This window comes from Acinetobacter sp. ANC_7655, assembly GCF_056784015.1.
The window spans coordinates 148,331-167,860 of the sequence record NZ_JBWYJB010000006.1 but is presented as its reverse complement, the minus strand read 5'-3'; the positions used below and the strand labels follow the sequence as shown (position 1 = coordinate 167,860).

At 41.2% G+C, this 19,530-nt stretch carries 15 protein-coding genes and 1 tRNA gene; 15 read left to right on the top strand and 1 reads right to left on the bottom strand.

Translation table 11 applies throughout. From position 1 onward, the window contains the following. Window positions 1-47 precede the first annotated feature (47 nt). The 10 genes from AC1M9N_RS08715 to AC1M9N_RS08670 all read left to right on the top strand — a co-directional run bounded on the left by AC1M9N_RS08715 (window position 48) and on the right by AC1M9N_RS08670 (window position 12,942). Window positions 48-123 (top strand) — tRNA-Trp (locus AC1M9N_RS08715). 77 nt (window positions 124-200) lie between these two features. Then, window positions 201-641, top strand: a complete 441-nt coding sequence (gene secE / locus AC1M9N_RS08710; protein ID WP_035265936.1) for a preprotein translocase subunit SecE — start codon at window positions 201-203, stop codon at window positions 639-641. Window positions 642-648: 7 nt separating this feature from the next. Then, entirely contained in the window at window positions 649-1,182 is a 534-nt protein-coding gene (nusG, locus tag AC1M9N_RS08705; protein WP_035265938.1) for a transcription termination/antitermination protein NusG, read from the top strand. Between the two features lie 115 nt (window positions 1,183-1,297). Continuing rightward, window positions 1,298-1,726 (top strand): 50S ribosomal protein L11, encoded by a 429-nt coding sequence (rplK, locus tag AC1M9N_RS08700; protein WP_004813566.1) that lies wholly within the window; start codon window positions 1,298-1,300, stop codon window positions 1,724-1,726. A gap of 3 nt (window positions 1,727-1,729) precedes the next feature. Next, window positions 1,730-2,425, top strand: a complete 696-nt coding sequence (rplA, locus tag AC1M9N_RS08695) for a 50S ribosomal protein L1 (RefSeq protein ID WP_035265940.1) — start codon at window positions 1,730-1,732, stop codon at window positions 2,423-2,425. 301 nt (window positions 2,426-2,726) lie between these two features. Beyond that, window positions 2,727-3,233 (top strand): 50S ribosomal protein L10, encoded by a 507-nt coding sequence (gene rplJ, locus AC1M9N_RS08690; protein WP_035265941.1) that lies wholly within the window; start codon window positions 2,727-2,729, stop codon window positions 3,231-3,233. A 51-nt stretch (window positions 3,234-3,284) separates the two neighbouring features. After that, on the top strand, window positions 3,285-3,656 hold the full coding sequence (gene rplL / locus AC1M9N_RS08685; protein ID WP_035265942.1) for a 50S ribosomal protein L7/L12: 372 nt from the start codon (window positions 3,285-3,287) through the stop codon (window positions 3,654-3,656). Between the two features lie 305 nt (window positions 3,657-3,961). Continuing rightward, a complete protein-coding gene (gene rpoB, locus AC1M9N_RS08680) occupies window positions 3,962-8,050 on the top strand; it encodes a DNA-directed RNA polymerase subunit beta (RefSeq protein ID WP_481590119.1) in 4,089 nt (1,362 codons plus the stop codon). Window positions 8,051-8,194: 144 nt separating this feature from the next. Beyond that, window positions 8,195-12,388 carry a DNA-directed RNA polymerase subunit beta' gene (gene rpoC / locus AC1M9N_RS08675; RefSeq protein WP_035265945.1) on the top strand — a complete coding sequence of 1,398 codons (4,194 nt, stop codon included), beginning with the start codon at window positions 8,195-8,197 and terminating at the stop codon, window positions 12,386-12,388. 197 nt (window positions 12,389-12,585) lie between these two features. Then, window positions 12,586-12,942, top strand: coding sequence for a DNA transfer protein p32 (locus AC1M9N_RS08670; RefSeq protein WP_481592362.1), 357 nt, complete (start codon window positions 12,586-12,588; stop codon window positions 12,940-12,942). Between the two features lie 62 nt (window positions 12,943-13,004). Here AC1M9N_RS08670 and AC1M9N_RS08665 read toward each other — a convergent pair whose 3' ends face one another. Next, window positions 13,005-13,493 (bottom strand): DUF4442 domain-containing protein, encoded by a 489-nt coding sequence (locus tag AC1M9N_RS08665; protein ID WP_035265952.1) that lies wholly within the window; start codon window positions 13,491-13,493, stop codon window positions 13,005-13,007. 124 nt (window positions 13,494-13,617) lie between these two features. On the opposite strand from AC1M9N_RS08665, the gene AC1M9N_RS08660 reads away from it, so the two are divergent. From AC1M9N_RS08660 to htpG, 5 genes are all read left to right on the top strand, one after another. Next, the gene (locus tag AC1M9N_RS08660; RefSeq protein ID WP_481954599.1) at window positions 13,618-14,496 is read left to right on the top strand and encodes an alpha/beta fold hydrolase; all 879 of its coding nucleotides are present in this window, start codon (window positions 13,618-13,620) and stop codon (window positions 14,494-14,496) included. A gap of 92 nt (window positions 14,497-14,588) precedes the next feature. After that, window positions 14,589-15,959: a Na+/H+ antiporter family protein gene (locus tag AC1M9N_RS08655; RefSeq protein ID WP_092766629.1), complete on the top strand. Its 1,371-nt coding sequence runs from the start codon at window positions 14,589-14,591 to the stop codon at window positions 15,957-15,959. Between the two features lie 308 nt (window positions 15,960-16,267). After that, the gene (locus tag AC1M9N_RS08650; RefSeq protein WP_481587406.1) at window positions 16,268-16,852 is read left to right on the top strand and encodes an OmpW/AlkL family protein; all 585 of its coding nucleotides are present in this window, start codon (window positions 16,268-16,270) and stop codon (window positions 16,850-16,852) included. 131 nt (window positions 16,853-16,983) lie between these two features. After that, window positions 16,984-17,331 carry a lysozyme inhibitor LprI family protein gene (locus tag AC1M9N_RS08645; RefSeq protein ID WP_481954598.1) on the top strand — a complete coding sequence of 116 codons (348 nt, stop codon included), beginning with the start codon at window positions 16,984-16,986 and terminating at the stop codon, window positions 17,329-17,331. A gap of 92 nt (window positions 17,332-17,423) precedes the next feature. Next, window positions 17,424-19,343: a molecular chaperone HtpG gene (gene htpG, locus AC1M9N_RS08640; protein ID WP_481954597.1), complete on the top strand. Its 1,920-nt coding sequence runs from the start codon at window positions 17,424-17,426 to the stop codon at window positions 19,341-19,343. Window positions 19,344-19,530: the final 187 nt, after the last annotated feature.

Sequence of the window (19,530 nt, the reverse complement as noted above, 5' to 3'; positions counted from 1 at the left end):
TAGAAGTACAAACGAAAACCGAGAGTTTCGATTCTCGGTTTTGTTATAGGTCAGTAGTTCAATTGGTAGAGCGTCGGTCTCCAAAACCGAATGTTGGGGGTTCGAGTCCCTCCTGGCCTGCCAAATTATTTTTGATAAAAAGCTTGATGCTGGCTAAACTGGTCATATAATAAGTCGCGAATTCAACGACGAGTACAAAAATGTCGAATGATAAATCGCGTGACGCATTAAGCGACGCGCCAATTCCTCAAAGAAACAATTCCGCTGAAGTCGTTAAATCTGGTTCACCAGTTGACGTGATTTTATGGATTATTGCATTGGCATTACTTGCTGGTGCACTTATGGTAAATCAACATCTTCCAGCATATTGGGTTCCCGCAAACAATATTTGGGTGCGTGTTGGGGTAATTTTGGCTTGTATCGTTGTGGCTTTAGGTTTATTATACGCCACCCATCAAGGCAAAGGCTTTGTTCGTTTGTTGAAAGACTCGCGCATTGAACTGCGTCGAGTGATTTGGCCAACAAAGCAAGAAACAGTAACTGCATCATGGCAAGTGTTACTTGTTGTTGTAATCACCGCTATTGGTTTATGGTGTTTTGATTACATTATTAGTTGGTTGATGAAGTTTATTATCGGGTAAAAGAGCTATGAAACGTTGGTACATTATTCATGCCTATTCAGGTTATGAAAAACAAGTGATGCGTTCGCTTAATGATCGAATCCAGCGTAGCGCTGTTGCCGATAGCTTTGGTGAAGTCCTTGTTCCTACCGAAGAAGTGGTGGAAATGAAGGATGGTAAGAAACGTAAGTCAGAGCGTAAATTCTTTCCAGGCTATGTGTTAGTTGAAATGGAAATGAATGACGATACTTGGCACATTGTTAAAGAATGTCCAAAAGTACTCGGATTTATTGGTGGTACGGCAGAAAAGCCTGCTCCAATTACGCAAAAAGAAGCTGACGCGATTCTTGCACGTGTACGCAATACTGGCGAAGCACCTCGTCCTAAGACAATGTTCGAGCCAGGCGAAGAATTATTGGTTACTGATGGTCCATTCACAGACTTTAAAGGTGTGGTGGAAGAAGTTCAGTACGAAAAGTCACGCTTAACGTTGACGATTAATGTATTCAATCGACCAACTCAAGTTGAATTGGAATTTCGCCAAGTCGAAAAAACAATTTAATCTGAATTGGTTGAAAACGCCCGATTTTATTAATCGGGCATTGTTGTTGTAACGGTATCGTTACTTGTAAATATTGGGGAGCCTTAATCGGCGTTTGTACCCAGAGGTAATTGAAATGGCTAAGAAGATTGACGGCTATATCAAGCTGCAAGTTCCAGCTGGTAAAGCGAATCCATCTCCACCAATCGGTCCTGCACTAGGTCAACGTGGTGTAAACATCATGGCATTCTGTAAAGAATTCAATGCTGCTACACAAAAACTTGAAGCTGGTCTTCCGATTCCTGTAGTGATCACTGTGTACAACGACAAGTCGTTCACATTTATCATGAAAACTCCACCTGCTGCTATTCTGCTTAAGAAAGCTGCTGGTATCCAAAAGGGTTCAGCTGTACCTAACAAAACTAAAGTTGGTAAGTTGACTCGTGCTCAATTAGAAGAGATCGCGACTACTAAAGAACCAGATTTAACTGGTGCTGACTTAGACGCGCGTGTACGTACCATTGCTGGTTCTGCACGTTCTATGGGCTTGGAAGTGGAGCTTTAAGACATGGCTAAATTAACTAAACGTCAAAAAGCGATTGCAGCTGCTGTAGAAGCGAACAAAGTTTATACTTTGGAAGAAGCTGTAGCAGTACTTTCTAGCCTTCCAGCTGCTAAATTCAAAGAATCTTTGGATGTAGCTGTAAATCTAGGTGTTGATCCTCGTAAATCTGACCAAGTTGTTCGTGGCGCGACTACACTTCCTGCAGGTACTGGTAAAACTGTACGTGTAGCTGTGTTTGCTCAAGGCGCTGCTGCTGAAGCTGCTAAAGCTGAAGGCGCAGACGTAGTTGGTTTTGATGACCTTGCTGAAAGCATTCAAGCGGGTAACCTTGACTTTGACGTAGTGATTGCTGCTCCAGATGCAATGCGCGTTGTAGGTAAGTTAGGTACAATCCTTGGTCCACGTGGCTTAATGCCAAACCCTAAAGTGGGTACTGTAACTCCTGACGTAGCAACTGCAGTTAAAAATGCAAAAGCTGGTCAAGCACGTTACCGTGTAGACAAAGCGGGTATCATCCATGCTGCGATCGGTCAAGTAGGTTTCACTGCTGAAGCTGTTCGTCAAAACGTTGAAGCTCTTGTAGCTGACCTTAAGAAAGCAAAACCTGCAACTTCTAAAGGTGTTTATATCAAAAAGATCACTTTAAGCTCAACTATGGGTCCTGGTCTTACTATTGATGTAACTAACGTTTCTAACTAAGTTTAACTTAGACAGAATTTTAAAGCCCTGAGTAAGATTTGAAGCGCTGCTTCAAATCTTACGCAAGATACCGGTTTTGGATTTCTTGCGAACTTAGGCAAACTTTGAATTGGTAAATGAGAATTTATCAGCGTCAAAGACCTCAGGCGAGGGGAGTTTTATGCTTCGCTCTTAATATTCTAGCCTGCGTAGACGCGGTGGTGTGATTTAGTTCATCCTCCGCGTGTTGACTCAGTGATGAGTTAACGAACTGGGAGTGTACTTCGCGTGAGTACATAAATCACCGTTAGGAGGTTTTACAATGGCTCTTCTTATCGAAGACAAAAAACAGATCGTAGCTGAAGTTAACGCTGTTGCTTCTACTGCTTTCACTGCTGTTGTTGCTGACTACCAAGGTTTAACTGTTGAGCAATTAACTGCTCTTCGTGTTGAAGCTCGTAAACTAGGTGTTACTACACGTATCGTGCGTAATACTTTGGCTAAACGTGCTCTTCAAGATACTCAGTTCGATATCTTGAACGACAACCTTGTTGGCCCAACAATTTTAGCTTTCTCGACTTCTGAAGACGACATGGGCGCAGCTGCTCGTTTGTTTGAAGAATTTGCTAAAACTAATAAAGCATTTGAACTTAAAGCTGCTGCATTCGATGGCAAGGTTTATCAAGGTGCTGAAGTTAGCGTAATCGCGAACCTTCCGAACCAAGAAAAAGCGCTTACTATGCTTGCAAATGTTCTTCAAGCTCCTATTTCGAAATTGGGTCGCCTTATTACTGCGCTCAAAGAGAAAAACGAGTCAGAAGCTGCTTAAGCTTAATAAATCAATTTCCACACCATTCAATATCCATTTGGAGTTATTCTCATGGCTTTAACTAACGAAGAAATCTTAAACGCAGTTGCTGAAAAAACTGTTCTTGAACTTGTTGAACTTATCTCTGCTTTTGAAGAGAAATTCAATGTATCTGCTGCTGCTGTAGCTGTAGCTGCTGCTCCAGGTGCTGGCGCTGCTGCTGCTGAAGAACAAACTGAATTCAATGTAGAGTTGACTTCTTTCGGTGCTAACAAAGTTGCTGTAATTAAAGCAGTTCGTGAAGCTACTGGTCTTGGTCTTAAAGAAGCTAAAGATTTAGTTGAAGGCGCTCCAGCTCTTCTTAAAGAAGGTGTTTCTAAAGAAGAAGCTGAAGAACTTAAGAAGAAACTTGAAGAAGCTGGTGCTCAAGTTACTGTTAAGTAATTTCGCCATGGGGTCATTATTAATTTGACCCCAAAAATTGGCTGATGGCTCTTGGGTCATCAGCCTTTTTGCGTTACAATTATCGGCTCGATTTTTGTTAACTTGATGTAAAAATCATCAATACTAACTATAATTGAATAAAATCAAACGCTTACCAATATTTTTCCATGTTTAAAAATATTGTTAAGCGTTTTAATACCACTGAACATTGCAGCATTTGAACAAAGTGGTGGTCATATCGACCTGCGTAATTCCTTCTAGACCCGTTCTGCAGGCGGGTTTAGTTTACTTTCCGAGGACTCCAGATGGCATACTCATATACCGAAAAGAAACGGATCCGTAAGAATTTTGGTAAATTGCCCCAAGTGATGGATGCTCCGTACCTGCTCGCGATTCAAGTCGACTCGTACAGAACGTTCCTTCAAGATGGCAAAACACCAAAAAACCGCGAAGATATCGGTCTCCAAGCCGCATTTCGTTCAGTTTTTCCAATTGAAAGTTATTCTGGGAATGCTGCTTTAGAATTCGTTGAGTATAGCCTTGGTAAACCAGAGTTTGACGTTCGCGAATGTATTCTTCGTGGCTCAACTTATGCGGCACCAATGCGCGTAAAAATTCGTTTGATCATTAAGGATCGCGAAACGAAATCAATTAAAGACGTACGTGAACAAGAAGTGTACATGGGTGAAATGCCACTTATGACACAGAATGGTACGTTCGTGATCAATGGTACTGAGCGTGTAATCGTATCTCAATTACATCGTTCACCTGGTGTGTTCTTTGATCATGACAAGGGTAAGACGCATTCAAGTGGTAAGGTGCTTTATTCAGCACGTATCATTCCTTACCGTGGTTCATGGTTAGACTTTGAGTTTGATGCTAAAGATTTAGTATACGTTCGTATTGACCGTCGCCGTAAGTTACTTGCGACTGTGATTCTTCGTGCCTTGAACTATACAAACGAACAAATTCTAGACATGTTCTATGAAAAGGTTCCTGTATATCTAGACATGGGCAGCTATCAAATTGACTTGGTTCCAGAGCGTCTGCGTGGCGAAATGGCACAATTTGATATCACAGACAATGACGGTAAGACAATCGTTGAGCAAGGTAAACGTATTAATGCGCGTCATGTTCGTCAAATGGAAGCTGCAGGCTTAACTAAACTTCCAGTACCTGATGAATATTTATATGAGCGTATTACTGCTGAAGATATTACATTACACAATGGTGATGTGATTGCTGCAAACACGGTTCTTAGCCATGAAGTGATGGTTAAAATCGCTGAAGGCGGCGTTAAGCAATTTAACGTACTTTATACCAATGACATTGATCGCGGTTCATTCGTAGCTGATTCATTACGTGCTGATACGACTTCTGGTCGTGAAGAAGCGCTTGTAGAAATTTACAAGGTAATGCGTCCAGGTGAGCCACCAACGAAAGAAGCTGCAGAAAACTTATTCAATAACTTGTTCTTCTCTTCTGAACGTTATGACTTATCACCAGTTGGTCGTATGAAGTTCAACCGTCGTTTGGGTCGTCCTTACGAAGTGGGTACAGATCAGAAGTCACGTGAAGTTGAAGGTATTCTTTCAAACGATGACATCATTGACGTATTAAAAACACTGGTTGAAATCCGTAACGGTAAAGGTGAAGTCGATGATATCGACCACCTAGGTAACCGTCGCGTACGTTCTGTTGGCGAAATGACAGAAAACCAATTCCGTGTGGGGCTAGTTCGTGTTGAACGTGCTGTGAAAGAGCGTTTATCACAAGCAGAGACAGATAATTTGTCTCCACAAGACTTGATCAACGCAAAACCAGTAGCGGCTGCAATCAAAGAATTCTTTGGTTCAAGCCAGTTATCTCAGTTCATGGATCAAAACAACCCATTGTCTGAAATTACACACAAACGTCGTGTATCAGCATTAGGTCCAGGTGGTTTAACACGTGAACGTGCGGGCTTTGAAGTACGTGACGTACATCAGACTCACTACGGTCGTGTTTGTCCAATTGAAACGCCTGAAGGTCCAAACATTGGTTTGATCAACTCATTATCTGTATATGCGAAAGCGAATAGCTTTGGTTTCTTAGAAACTCCATATCGTAAAGTTGTTGATGGTCGTGTAACGGATGAAGTTGAATATTTATCTGCAATTGAAGAAGTAGGTACTGTGATTGCACAGGCCGATTCTCAATTGGATAAAGATGGCAACTTAACAGAAGAATTCGTATCTGTTCGTCACCAAGGTGACTTCGTACGTATGCCGCCAGAAAAAGTAACGCACATGGACGTATCTGCTCAGCAGGTTGTTTCTGTGGCTGCGTCACTGATTCCATTCCTTGAACACGATGATGCGAACCGTGCATTGATGGGTTCAAACATGCAACGTCAGGCTGTTCCTACGCTGATTGCTGACAAGCCTCTTGTTGGTACAGGTATGGAAGCGAACGTGGCGCATGACTCAGGCGTGTGTGTGATCGCGAAACGTGGTGGACGTATTGAATACGTAGATGCATCTCGTGTCGTTATTCGTGTGAATGAAGATGAAATGGTTGCGGGTGAAGCAGGTGTAGATATCTACAACTTGATCAAGTACACACGTTCGAACCAAAACACATGTATCAACCAAAAAGTGCTTGTGAACCTAGGCGACAAAGTTGGTCGTGGTGATGTACTTGCTGATGGTCCATCAACTGATGGCGGTGAATTGGCACTTGGTCAAAACATGCGTGTCGCGTTCATGACTTGGAACGGTTATAACTACGAAGACTCGATCTTATTATCTGAGCGTGTTCTTCAAGAAGATCGTTTGACGTCTATTCACATTCAAGAACTCTCTTGTGTCGCGCGTGATACTAAACTTGGTTCAGAAGAAATTACTGCTGATATCCCGAACGTAGGTGAGGCTGCACTTTCTAAGCTTGATGAATCAGGTATTGTCTATATCGGTGCTGAAGTAACTGCTGGCGACATCTTAGTTGGTAAAGTAACACCTAAGGGCGAAACGCAGTTGACTCCTGAAGAAAAATTGCTTCGTGCAATCTTTGGTGAAAAAGCAGCTGATGTGAAAGACTCTTCACTTCGTGTTCCATCTGGTACGAAGGGTACAGTTATCGACGTTCAAGTGTTTACTCGTGATGGTATCGAGAAAGACGAACGTGCTCAAGCGATTGAAAAAGCTCAACTTGATGCATACCGTAAAGATTTGAAAGAAGAATACAAAATCTTCGAAGAAGCTGCACGTGAGCGCGTTGTACGTTTGTTGAATGGTCAAGAGTCTAATGGCGGCGGTACAACAAAACGTGGCGATAAGTTAACTGATGAAGTTCTTTCAAATCTAGAACTTGTTGATCTACTTGATATCCAACCAGTAGATGAAGGCATCGCGGAGCGTTTAACTCAAATTCAAGTATTCTTGAAAGAGAAGAGTCTTGAAATTGATGAGAAATTCGCTGAGAAAAAACGCAAGCTTTCTACAGGTGATGAGTTAACAACTGGCGTATTGAAAGTTGTTAAAGTTTACCTAGCAGTAAAACGTCGTATTCAGCCTGGTGATAAGATGGCGGGTCGTCATGGTAACAAAGGTGTTGTATCAAACATCTTGCCAGTTGAAGACATGCCACATGATGCGAATGGTGTTCCAGTAGATATCGTATTGAACCCACTAGGTGTACCTTCACGTATGAACGTGGGTCAGATTCTTGAAACTCACTTGGGTATGGCTGCGAAAGGTCTTGGTGACAAGATCGATCAAATGTTGAAAGAACAACGTACTGTACTTGAACTTCGTGAATTCTTAGACAAGATTTACAACAAAGTTGGTGGCGAGCAAGAAGATCTTGATAGCTTAACTGATGATGAAATCTTGGCACTTTCAGGCAACCTCCGTAAAGGTGTTCCACTTGCAACACCAGTATTTGACGGTGCCGAAGAAGGTCAAATCAAAGAGTTATTAGAACTATCTGGTCTTTCACGTACTGGTCAGACAGTACTGTATGATGGCCGTACTGGTGAACGTTTTGACCGTCCTGTAACTGTAGGTTACATGTACATGTTGAAATTGAACCACTTGGTTGATGACAAGATGCATGCGCGTTCTACAGGTTCTTACTCGCTTGTAACGCAACAGCCGCTTGGTGGTAAAGCACAATTCGGTGGTCAGCGTTTCGGTGAGATGGAGGTCTGGGCACTCGAAGCATATGGCGCAGCTTATACGCTTCAAGAAATGCTGACTGTGAAGTCGGATGACGTTGAGGGTCGTACCCGTATCTATAAGAACATTGTAGATGGTAACCATTATATGGACCCAGGTATGCCTGAATCGTTCAACGTATTGACCAAAGAGATCCGTTCTTTAGGTATCAACATTGAACTGAAAAATGGTGACTAAATCCCCCTCAATCCCCCTTTGATAAGGGGGAGACTAACCCCTCTTTAAAAAAGAGGGGTTAGGGGAGATTACCAATTCAGTTAAAAAACAATATTTGTGACCCAGTTGTGAAGTGAAAATCTCCACAACACACGGAGAAAAAAATTGAAAGACTTGCTCGATATCATGCGCAAAAAGACGGATTCAGACGGTCATGCTCCTGTAGAGTTTGATCGCATCCGTATTGGTCTTGCGTCACCAGAAATGATTAAGTCATGGTCTCATGGTGAAGTTAAAAAGCCAGAGACAATTAACTATCGTACGTTCAAACCTGAACGTGATGGTTTATTCTGTGCCAAAATTTTTGGTCCAGTAAAAGATTACGAATGCTTGTGTGGTAAATACAAGCGTATGAAATACAAAGGCGTCATTTGTGAAAAATGTGGCGTTGAAGTAACAACTGCGAAAGTTCGTCGTGAGCGTATGGGTCACATTGAGCTTGCTTCACCAGTTGCACACATTTGGTTCTTAAAATCACTGCCTAGCCGTATCGGTCTTCTTTTAGACATGACGCTACGTGATATCGAACGTGTATTGTATTTCGAATCTTACGTTGTAACAGATCCTGGTATGACGCCATTTGAGAAATACCAACTTCTGAATGACGAAGAATACTTCACAGCATTAGAAGAGCACGGTGATGAATTCACTGCGAAAATGGGTGCTGAAGCAGTTCAAGATTTGTTGAAAGACATCGATCTTGAAGCTGAGATTTCTCGTTTACGTGAAGAAATTCCAAATACAACTTCTGAAACGAAGCTTAAGAAAGCATCTAAGCGTTTGAAGTTAATGGAAGCGTTCAAAGAGTCGAATAACAAACCAGAATGGATGGTGTTGACTGTACTTCCAGTACTTCCACCAGATCTTCGTCCGCTTGTACCACTTGAAGGTGGTCGTTTCGCGACATCTGATTTGAACGATCTTTATCGTCGTGTGATTAACCGTAACAACCGTTTAAAGCGTCTTCTTGATCTAGCTGCACCAGATATCATCGTACGTAACGAAAAACGTATGTTACAAGAGTCTGTAGATGCATTGTTAGATAACGGTCGTCGTGGTCGTGCAATTACTGGTTCGAACAAACGTCCTCTTAAATCTTTGGCAGACATGATCAAAGGTAAACAAGGTCGTTTCCGTCAGAACTTACTTGGTAAGCGTGTTGACTATTCTGGTCGTTCGGTAATTACTGTAGGTCCTACTTTACGTCTTCACCAATGTGGTCTTCCTAAGAAAATGGCACTTGAGTTATTCAAGCCGTTTATTTTCGCGAAATTACAAGCGTCTGGCCAAGCAACTACCATTAAAGCTGCGAAGAAAATGGTTGAGCGTGAGACTCCAGAAGTTTGGGACGTTCTTGCATCTGTGATTCGTCAACATCCAGTGATGTTGAACCGTGCGCCAACACTTCACCGTTTAGGTCTTCAAGCATTTGAACCTGTATTGATCGAAGGTAAAGCGATCCGTCTACACCCACTCGTATGTGCTGCGTTCAACGCCGACTTCGATGGTGACCAAATGGCGGTACACGTTCCATTAACACTTGAAGCTCAATTAGAAGCTCGTGCGTTAATGATGTCAACGAACAACATCTTGTCTCCAGCAAACGGTGAACCAATCATCGTTCCATCGCAAGACGTTGTCTTAGGCTTGTATTACATCACGCGTGATGCAATCAATGCCAAAGGTGAAGGCATGGTGTTCGCGGATACTCACGAAGTAAACCGTGCGCTTGCAACAGGTCAAGTTGATTTACATGCTCGCGTTAAAGCTCGTGTACATCAAACTGTGATCAATGAAAATGGTGAGCGTGAGCAACAAACGATTATCGTTGATACAACGCCAGGCCGTTGTTTACTTTGGGAAGTTGTGCCAGAAGGTTTAAGCTTCGAGCAAATCAACGTTGAGATGACCAAAAAGAACATCTCTAAATTGATCAACTCTTGCTACCGTAAGCTTGGTTTGAAAGATACTGTTATTTTTGCTGACCAATTGATGTACCTCGGTTTCCGTCAAGCAACACGTTCAGGCGTGTCTGTTGGTATGGAAGACATGGTGATTCCACCTGCGAAGTATTCAATCATCGAGAAAGCTGAAGTTGAAGTTCGTGAAATTGAGCAACAGTTCGAACAAGGTTTCGTAACTGCCGGTGAACGTTATAACAAAGTTGTCGATATTTGGGCACGTACAAATGACCAAGTAGCGAAAGCGATGATGGATAACTTGTCTTACACGACTGTTAAGAACAAACAGGGCGAAGATGAGAAACAAAAATCATTCAACTCCATCTACATGATGTCTGATTCTGGTGCCCGTGGTAGTGCAGCACAGATTCGTCAGCTTGCAGGTATGCGTGGTTTGATGGCAAAACCGGATGGCTCGATTATTGAGACACCAATTAAAGCGAACTTCCGTGAAGGTTTGACAGTACTTCAGTACTTCATTTCAACACACGGTGCGCGTAAAGGTTTGGCCGATACAGCATTGAAGACAGCGAACTCGGGTTACTTGACACGTCGTCTTGTAGACGTAGCGCAAGACTTAGTGATTACTGAGCCAGATTGCGGTACTTTTGACGGTCTCGTAATGACGCCATTCATTCAAGGTGGTGATGTTATCGAGAACTTAGGTACTCGTGTGCTTGGTCGTGTATTAGCTGAAGATGCGAAGCGACCAGGTTCTGATGAAGTAGTACTGCCACGTAATACACTCATCGATGAGAAACTTGCAAACTACCTAGAAGAGCAAGGTGTCGATGAAGTTAAAGTGCGTTCAGTAGTAAACTGTGCATCTACTTTTGGTGTATGTGCGAAATGTTATGGTCGTGACCTTGCACGTGGTCACTTGGTGAATCCAGGTGAATCAGTGGGTGTAATGGCTGCTCAATCCATTGGTGAGCCAGGTACACAGTTAACGATGCGTACATTCCACGTGGGTGGTGCTGCGAGCCGAACTTCTGCTGCGAACAGTGTTCAAGTACGTAATGCAGGCTTTGTCCGTTTCCATAATGTGAAGACAGTTCAACACGCTAAAGGTCACTTAGTGTCTGTTTCTCGTTCTGGTGAGATTGGTATCACTGATGACATCGGTCGTGAGCGTGAGCGTTATAAACTTCCTTACGGTGCCTCAATCTTGATTAAAGATGGTGGTGCGGTAGAAGCTGGCGGTATTGTAGCGACTTGGGATCCGCATACGCATCCATTGGTAACAGAAGTTGCTGGTAAAGCACGTTTCAGCCAAATCGCTGATGGTGTAACTGCAACCTCGAAAACAGATGATGCAACTGGTATGACGACAGTTGAAATTTTACCTGTAACGTCTCGTCCAGCTTCTGGTAAAGACTTACGTCCAGCGATTGTATTAGATACAGTTGATGGTGGTGAACAGTTCTACTTCTTACCACAAAATACAATTGTGACTGTCCGAGATGGCGAAACAATTGGTGTGGGTGATGTAATTGGTCGTGTACCTCAAGAAACTTCACGTACTCGTGATATTACCGGTGGTCTTCCACGTGTAGCTGACTTGTTTGAAGCACGTAAGCCGAAAGAACATGCGATCCTTGCAGAAGTTTCAGGTGTTGTAAGCTTTGGTAAAGAAACTAAAGGTAAGAATCGTTTGGTGATCACACCGGATGATGGCTCAGAGATTTACGAAGAGTTAATTCCTAAGTGGCGTACGATTAACGTGTTTGAAGGTGAGCATGTTAACCGTGGTGAAACGATTTCTGATGGTCCGCAAAATCCACATGACATCTTACGTTTGAAAGGCGAAGTTGCACTTACGAACTACATCGTGAATGAAGTTCAAGACGTATATCGTCTCCAAGGTGTAAAAATCAACGATAAGCACATTGAAGTCATCGTACGTCAAATGTTGCGTAAAGTTGAGATCATCGATGGTGGTGATACAAGCTTCATCAAAGGCGAGCAAGTGGATTACATCCGTGTTGTCCAAGAAAACCAAGCAGTACTTGCTCAGAACAAGTTCCCTGCGAAGTTTGAACGTCAATTGATGGGTATCACGAAAGCTTCACTTTCTACTGACTCGTTCATTTCTGCTGCATCGTTCCAGGAAACAACACGTGTGTTAACTGAAGCTGCTGTAACAGGTAAAGAAGATGATTTACGCGGTCTAAAAGAAAACGTGGTTGTTGGTCGCTTGATCCCAGCGGGTACAGGTTTGGCTTACCACTTAGAGCGTCGTCGTCAAGAAGCAGAAGCTGCTGAGCACGAATTGGTTAATGACTTCTCTGAAGTTGACCAAGCGTTCTCACAAGCATTAAATGAAGATCAGTTTTAATCTAAACTGAATTAAGAAGGCACCTACGGGTGCCTTTTTTTATTGAGTTTGATAATGTGAATTTGAGGCTAAATATCTATTTTGAAAAAAACTCTTTACAAATAGCATCATTTTCGCGTTGTCTTGTAACAGAAATTGAAAATTTTATTCTCTAGATCGCGATATGCTTATATAAATAGACAAAGAGGGACATCAAGATGAAAAAGTTAACAGCTGTCATGGCGATGGCAACCGTATCTACAATGCTACTTGCAGGTTGTGAAAGCATGACGCCGAATCAACAGCGTATTGGTGCAGCTGCTGCAGGTGGCGCACTTGGTGGTGGTGTTGGTAATAATGTTGGTGGTGGTGTTGGTGCAACGCTTGGTGGTGGTGCAGGTGCCGCTATAGGTAGTAAAGCTCAAGGGGGCTCAGATCGTAATGCCACTTATAGTGGTGTAGGCGGTGCAATCGGGTCTGCAGTCGGTAAAAGTATTTTTGGTGGTAACTCTGGCGCTGCAATTGGTGGTGCAATTGGCGGCGGTGCAGGAGCAGCGATAGAGCAAAAGCGATAGAACAAAATAATCGTTAATTTGCTAAAGTGATAAAAAAAAGCGCTCATAGAGCGCTTTTTTTATTAACGGAAACGTGTGGCTTTTGCCTTCTTGCGACGGATATACACAGTTTTGTGAACTTCTGCGATCCGTAAGCCTGATTCATCCATAATATTCACAGTATAGTTACGGTAAACAGGAGCATGATTGCTAGCGAGCTCTTTGATGAGTTGTATTTCACTGGAATCAATGCGGATATCTGCATAAACAGTGCTACGACCAGGAGTTAAAAAATCGATGCTTGCAGCCTTATCCCAAACAATATATTTATCACCTAAGTGATACATGAGTAATGTCATATAGAATGGGTCAACCATAGAATAAAGGCTACCGCCAAAGTGGACACCCACAATATTTTTATTTTTTCGTGTAAGTGGCATTTTTACACGAATATGATGATTTTTTAAGTCGATTTTATCGATAGTAATGCCTGCGCCTTGAAAGGGTGCAAAGCTATTAAACATATACTTGGAGATTAACGGAATTGTCGTTAGCTTTTTCAAAATACTCATTTAGGTCAATTATTTTTATTTCATTAGTTAGCATACTAAAGTACAAAAAATATTCTGGCATTGATCGAAAATCATCGTAGACCAAGAAAACGGTCAATCAATAACAAAAAAGGTTGAGCATATTATGCAATTTGAATCGCATTGGATTAACACCACAGATCAACAAAAACTCTATGCTAAAACATGGGGAGATCGGAATAAGCCGGCATTGGTGCTTGTGCATGGTTATCCAGACAATCAAGAAGTATGGGAACCAATCATTTCGAATTTAATCGAAGATTATTTTGTTGTAACTTATGATGTGCGTGGCGCTGGTCAATCGAGCGTACCGAAAAAGATTCGCGCTTATGCATTAGCTCAACTGTCTTTGGATTTGGAGAGTGTGGTAAATCATCTGTTGCCAAATCGAAACTTTCATGTGGCAGCACACGATTGGGGCTCAATTCAAACATGGGAATCCGTAACAGAATCTAAATTTAAAGGTCGTATTCTTTCATATACCACTATATCTGGACCATGCTTGGACCATGCTGCTTATTGGATGCGTGAACAATTCAAACATCAAAAACCAAAGTTCTTTAAGCAATTGATTAAGTCTTGGTACATCGTACTATTTCAGCTACCCGTAGTTGCACCGACGATGTGGAATTTTCTCAATCCAGATCGCTGGGGCAAAATATTTGAAATTCTTGAAGATACAAAAGGCTTACCTGTAAACCAAAATATCTCTAAGGATGGTGAGTATGGTGTGGCACTGTATCGGGCAAACTTTATTCCACGTCTAATGATGCCTCGTCAACGTCATGCGATTTGCCCCGTTCAAGCGGTAGTCTTAAAACGCGATAAATATGTAAGTCCAGAGTTGATTGACGAAATTCCAAAATGGGCGACAGGTTTTGAACGTGTTGAGGTAGATGCGAATCACTGGGCAGTTTTAAGTCGTGCACAAGAGATCGCATCATATATTAAACAATTTGCAAAAAAAAATGCGCAAGGCGAATAGAATCTGACGAGTGAAGGTATCAACCCCTGATGAGCAGATTTATTACAAACAAATTCTGATAAAATAGTTTTTTTGTCTGATTCCTATTTCTTATGTTTGCAATTCTTGCTGCCATTGGGGTCATGTTTGGCCTCTCTTTGGCTCGTGTGCCTGTGGTATTTGCACTGATCATTGGTGCTGTAACAGGAGGCCTATTGGCTGGTCTTGGTTTACAAGGCACTATGGAAGCGTTTAATGGTGGTTTGGGCAAGGGTGCCCAGATTGCTTTAGCTTATGGTGTACTTGGTGCATTTGCCTTAACTTTGGCTCGTTCAGGTTTGCCAGATCTTCTAGCATATAAAATGATTAATTCACTTAAAGGTGAGGCTAATCTTAAAATACAAAATCGTGTCAAATATGCCATCTTTGCAACGGTTGCAATAGCGGCTGTTTGTTCTCAAAACGTAATTCCCGTGCATATTGCTTTTATTCCTGTATTGATTCCACCATTATTGATGGTATTCAACCATTTAAAGCTTGATCGACGATTGGTTGCATGTCTACTCACATTTGGTTTATGTGCAACTTATATGTTGATCCCAGTCGGTTTTGGTGCAATTTTCCTAAATGATATTTTAGGTCAAAACATCAATACTTTTGGTGAACCACTTGGCTTCCAAATTGATTATGATCAAATCCCTTCTGCGATGGCGATTCCTGTGTTTGGGATGTTCGTAGGTTTATTAATCGCAGTGTTTTATAGCTATCGTAAACCACGAGAATATCGTGACATTCATGTCGAAGAACAACCACAAAGCATTTCGGGTGAAATGGGTGTTCAAGAAGGTTCTGCGAGACCGGAGGTTTCTAAATTTACGATTTATATGGCGGGGGGTGCTGTTTTAGCAACGCTTGCAGTGCAATTGTATTCTGATTCGATGATTTTAGCTGGTTTAGTCGGCGTGGCGATCCTAAGCTGTGCAGGTATTTTCAAGTGGAAAGAAGCTGACGATGTCATCATTACTGGTATGCGTATGATGGCACTCGTGGGTTTTATTATGATCGCAGCACAAGGTTTTGCAGCCGTGATCGGCGCTACTGGTCAGGTTCCAACGCTAGTTGAGGCTTCAGTCGCATGGATTGGTGATAGTCAAGGTTGGGCAGCATTCTGGATGTTACTCATCGGATTGTTAATTACACTAGGTATAGGATCATCATTCTCCACAGTGCCAATTCTTGCAATCATTTATGTCCCATTATGTATTCAGTTTGGTTTTAGTCCAGCAGCAACAATTGCGCTCATAGGTACTGCTGCAGCTCTAGGTGATGCAGGCTCTCCAGCTTCAGACTCGACTTTAGGACCAACATCAGGCTTGAATATGGATGGTCAACATGATCATATGAAAGACAGTGTGATTCCGACATTTATTCATTTCAATATTCCATTGATGATTTTTGGTTGGATCGCGGCAATGGTCCTATAACTACATTTAAAAAATGATTGAATAAAAGGCGATTAATATAATCGCCTTTTTTATTTTAAATCAGATTAGAATAGTAGGATTAAATAAAAAATTCCGAGTAAAATAATATGATTAATAGGTTATTTAAAATAATTGATGGTTTTATAATTGACTAAATTGGTATGATTTAAAATAAATTATTATTATAATCAGTTATTTATAAATAAAATGTATTATATTTAATTTTTGAGAGTTGCATATTAATTTTTGGCATGTTTATTATATTTAAATAGTGGTTTATTTAGATATTTCTTTCAGAGGTTATAATAATGTTAAATAAAATTGCACTGATTGTTTTAGTTGGGATGTCAGCAAATGCACTGGCAGGAGAATGGCAACTTAAGGTAGGTGCATCTGCAATTTCTCCAACGCAAGATACCACTGTGGCTGCTCTAGGAGGAGCTAAAGTGGAAGCCGATGATGAATTTGCTTTTACCCCTTCGGTGGAATATTTCTTTAATGATCAAATTTCTGCTGAATTATTATTAGCGACTCCAGTTCGCCATGATGTTTTGATTAATGGCGCTGATGCAGTGACGATTAAACATTTACCACCAACACTGACTGCGAAATATCATTTTAAAAATACCTCGGGATTTACACCTTATGTTGGTCTTGGTGCAACAGCATTTATTGCTTGGGATGAGCAAGGCGTTCAAAGTGTAAAAGAAGATTTTGGTTATGCAGCGCAGTTAGGTTTCAATTTCCAACCAGCTGATGCAAAAAACTGGGGTGTATTTGCTGACGTACGTTATGCAGATTTGAACCCTGAAGTGAATGTAGATGGAACAACAAAGTTCAAGCTAGATATAGATCCAGTCATCTATAGCATTGGTTACAGCTACAAATTCTAAAAATAAAGTTGCGCCTAGCCCTATTATTCAATAGGGCTTTTTTTATGTGTTGTACTATAACAGGTAGAAAATACCATATAAAAAAACAATTTTTTTCAATAATCTAGAAAGCTCATAACCGAGTAGTATGCATGAAGAACCAATTCATAAAACTCATCATTGTACTGGCTGCATGTGGAAGTGTTCCAGTATTTGCAGCGAGTTTTGATTGCAAAAAGGCGCAGTCCGAAACTGAGAAAGCTGTTTGTGTACATCGTATCGTGAATGATGCAGATGTTAAAATGGCTACGACTTATCAAATTCTACGTCGTTTAGTACCGATGGGAATGCGATCAATCATTCAGAATGAACAAGTCAAATGGCTGGAATTACGTGATCAATGCCAAGCAAATTTGCAATGCTTAAATCATGTCTATCAAATGCGTCAGCAAAAACTAGAAATACATCTTGATCGAATTTACAAACAAGGTCCTTTTTAAAAAAATTTAATTTTGACCATTGAAAAAATTAGAAGCTACACCATTCATTAAGCATTCAAAAAAATTGTTTTGATGTGTTTAAGGAGTAGTTTATGAGCGAGCAGAATACACAAAAACATAGTTTCCAAGCGGAAGTTGCTCAGCTTTTACATTTAGTGACGCATTCACTTTATTCAAATCCAGAAATTTTCCTTCGTGAGCTAATTTCAAACGCTTCAGACGCATGTGATAAATTACGTTTTGAAGGGATTAATCATCCTGAATACTATGAAAATGATCCAGATTTACGTGTACGCGTACAATTGGATAAAGATAATAAAACCATCACCATTTCAGACAACGGTATTGGTTTAAGCCAACAAGAAGCTATTGATAATTTGGGTACGATTGCTAAATCTGGTACTAAAGACTTTATGTCTAAATTAACCGGTGATCAAAAGTCAGATGCACAGTTAATTGGTCAGTTTGGTGTCGGTTTTTATTCTGGCTTTATTGTCGCTGATAAAATCACAGTTGAATCACGTCGTGCAGGGGCTGAAGCTTCAGAAGGTGTACGTTGGATCAGTGGTGGTACAGGCGAATTTGAAGTTGAGCAAATTACGAAAGAAGGTCGCGGTACAGATATTATTCTACACTTGCGTGAAGACGCATTAGATTATTTGCAAAGTTATAAAGTAAAGCAAATTATCAATAAATATTCAGACCATATCAGTTTACCAATTCAAATGGAAAAAGAGGTATGGCAACAAGAAGAAGCAGCTGAGGGCGAAGAAGCGAAACCAGGCCAGTATGTCAAAACGGGTGAATGGGAGGCGATAAATTCTGCCAGCGCATTGTGGACACGTAGTAAGAATGACATTACTGAAGAACAGTATATTGAGTTTTATAAAAACTTAAGTCACGACTTTGAAGCACCGATTACTTGGGCGCATAACCGTGTAGAAGGGAGCACTGAATATACGCAATTACTGTATATCCCAAGTAAAGCACCGCACAACATTTTCTCACGGGAAGCGAAAGCAGGTATCAAGCTCTATGTGAAACGTGTCTTCATCATGGATGATGCAGATAATCTCATCCCGAACTATTTACGTTTCGTACAAGGTGTTGTGGATAGCGCAGACTTACCGTTGAATGTGAGTCGTGAATTACTTCAAGAAAGTCGAGATGTTAAAACCATCCGTGAAGGCAACACACGTCGAATCTTAACAACTTTAGATACTTTAGCTAAATCTGAAGATGAAGCAGATCAAGAGAAATTTAAGAAGTTTTATGCTGAGTTTGGGTCTGTCTTAAAAGAAGGTTTGGGTGAAGATTTCACCAATCGTGACCGAATTTTGAAGCTTCTACGCTTTGCAACTTCAAACAATGATGAGGTCTCTACTTCATTGGCTGACTACAAAGCAGCAATGAAAGAAGGTCAAAAGGCGATTTATTATGTAACGGCGGAAAGCTTAGCCGCTGCTAAAAACTCGCCACAACTTGAGTTATTCAAGAAAAAAGGCATCGATGTTCTGCTAATGACTGAACGTGTAGATGAATGGGCAATGGAATTTGTTCATGAGTTTGACGGGACACCAATGCAGAATGTCGCAAAAGGTGCTGTAGACTTAGGTGATTTACAGGATGCTGAAGAGAAAAAAGCATTAGAAGCGGCGGCTGAGCAGTTTAAACCTGTGGTTGAAAAGCTGTCTGAGTCATTAAAAGACAAAACCAAAGAAGTGCGCGTAACCACTCGTTTGGTTGATTCTCCAGCGTGTCTGGTGACGGGTGAAGGCGAATTGTCTCCACAGTTGATTCGGATGTTAAAGCAAGCAGGTCAGGCAGTCCCAGAAAGCAAGCCAATTTTAGAGATTAACCCTGAGCATCCATTAGTGAAAAAGTTGGATGGTTCAGCACAATTTGACGATCTTGCAAATGTGATTTTTGATCAGGCGATGATTGCGGAAGGTGGTTTACCAGAAGATCCAGCTGCATATTTAAAACGTATTAACAGCTTATTATTGAAATAAGCGCATATTTTAAATTGTGATCCAAAGCCTATCTTCGGATAGGCTTTTTTAATGCAGCGCCGTCGTAGGATGTAAAAGGAACTATTTAAGCTTTGGGTTAAACTAGATAAATTTTTTCGATGTTGATGATAAAAAAATACGTCCAAGTTTCGATTTGTAAAACATATTAAAAAACAATAATTAATCT

Excerpts from the sequence above, each read along its gene's own strand:
- rplJ (WP_035265941.1), top strand. The coding sequence starts at position 2,727 with ATGGCTCTTCTTATCGAAGACAAAAAACAGATCGTAGCTGAAGTTAAC.
- rplA (WP_035265940.1), top strand. The coding sequence starts at position 1,730 with ATGGCTAAATTAACTAAACGTCAAAAAGCGATTGCAGCTGCTGTAGAA.
- AC1M9N_RS08645 (WP_481954598.1), top strand. The coding sequence starts at position 16,984 with ATGAAGAACCAATTCATAAAACTCATCATTGTACTGGCTGCATGTGGA.
- rplK (WP_004813566.1), top strand. The coding sequence starts at position 1,298 with ATGGCTAAGAAGATTGACGGCTATATCAAGCTGCAAGTTCCAGCTGGT.
- AC1M9N_RS08660 (WP_481954599.1), top strand. The coding sequence starts at position 13,618 with ATGCAATTTGAATCGCATTGGATTAACACCACAGATCAACAAAAACTC.
- AC1M9N_RS08665 (WP_035265952.1), bottom strand. The coding sequence starts at position 13,493 with ATGAGTATTTTGAAAAAGCTAACGACAATTCCGTTAATCTCCAAGTAT.
- rplL (WP_035265942.1), top strand. The coding sequence starts at position 3,285 with ATGGCTTTAACTAACGAAGAAATCTTAAACGCAGTTGCTGAAAAAACT.
- htpG (WP_481954597.1), top strand. The coding sequence starts at position 17,424 with ATGAGCGAGCAGAATACACAAAAACATAGTTTCCAAGCGGAAGTTGCT.
- AC1M9N_RS08670 (WP_481592362.1), top strand. The coding sequence starts at position 12,586 with ATGAAAAAGTTAACAGCTGTCATGGCGATGGCAACCGTATCTACAATG.
- rpoB (WP_481590119.1), top strand. The coding sequence starts at position 3,962 with ATGGCATACTCATATACCGAAAAGAAACGGATCCGTAAGAATTTTGGT.
- AC1M9N_RS08655 (WP_092766629.1), top strand. The coding sequence starts at position 14,589 with ATGTTTGCAATTCTTGCTGCCATTGGGGTCATGTTTGGCCTCTCTTTG.
- nusG (WP_035265938.1), top strand. The coding sequence starts at position 649 with ATGAAACGTTGGTACATTATTCATGCCTATTCAGGTTATGAAAAACAA.
- secE (WP_035265936.1), top strand. The coding sequence starts at position 201 with ATGTCGAATGATAAATCGCGTGACGCATTAAGCGACGCGCCAATTCCT.
- AC1M9N_RS08650 (WP_481587406.1), top strand. The coding sequence starts at position 16,268 with ATGTTAAATAAAATTGCACTGATTGTTTTAGTTGGGATGTCAGCAAAT.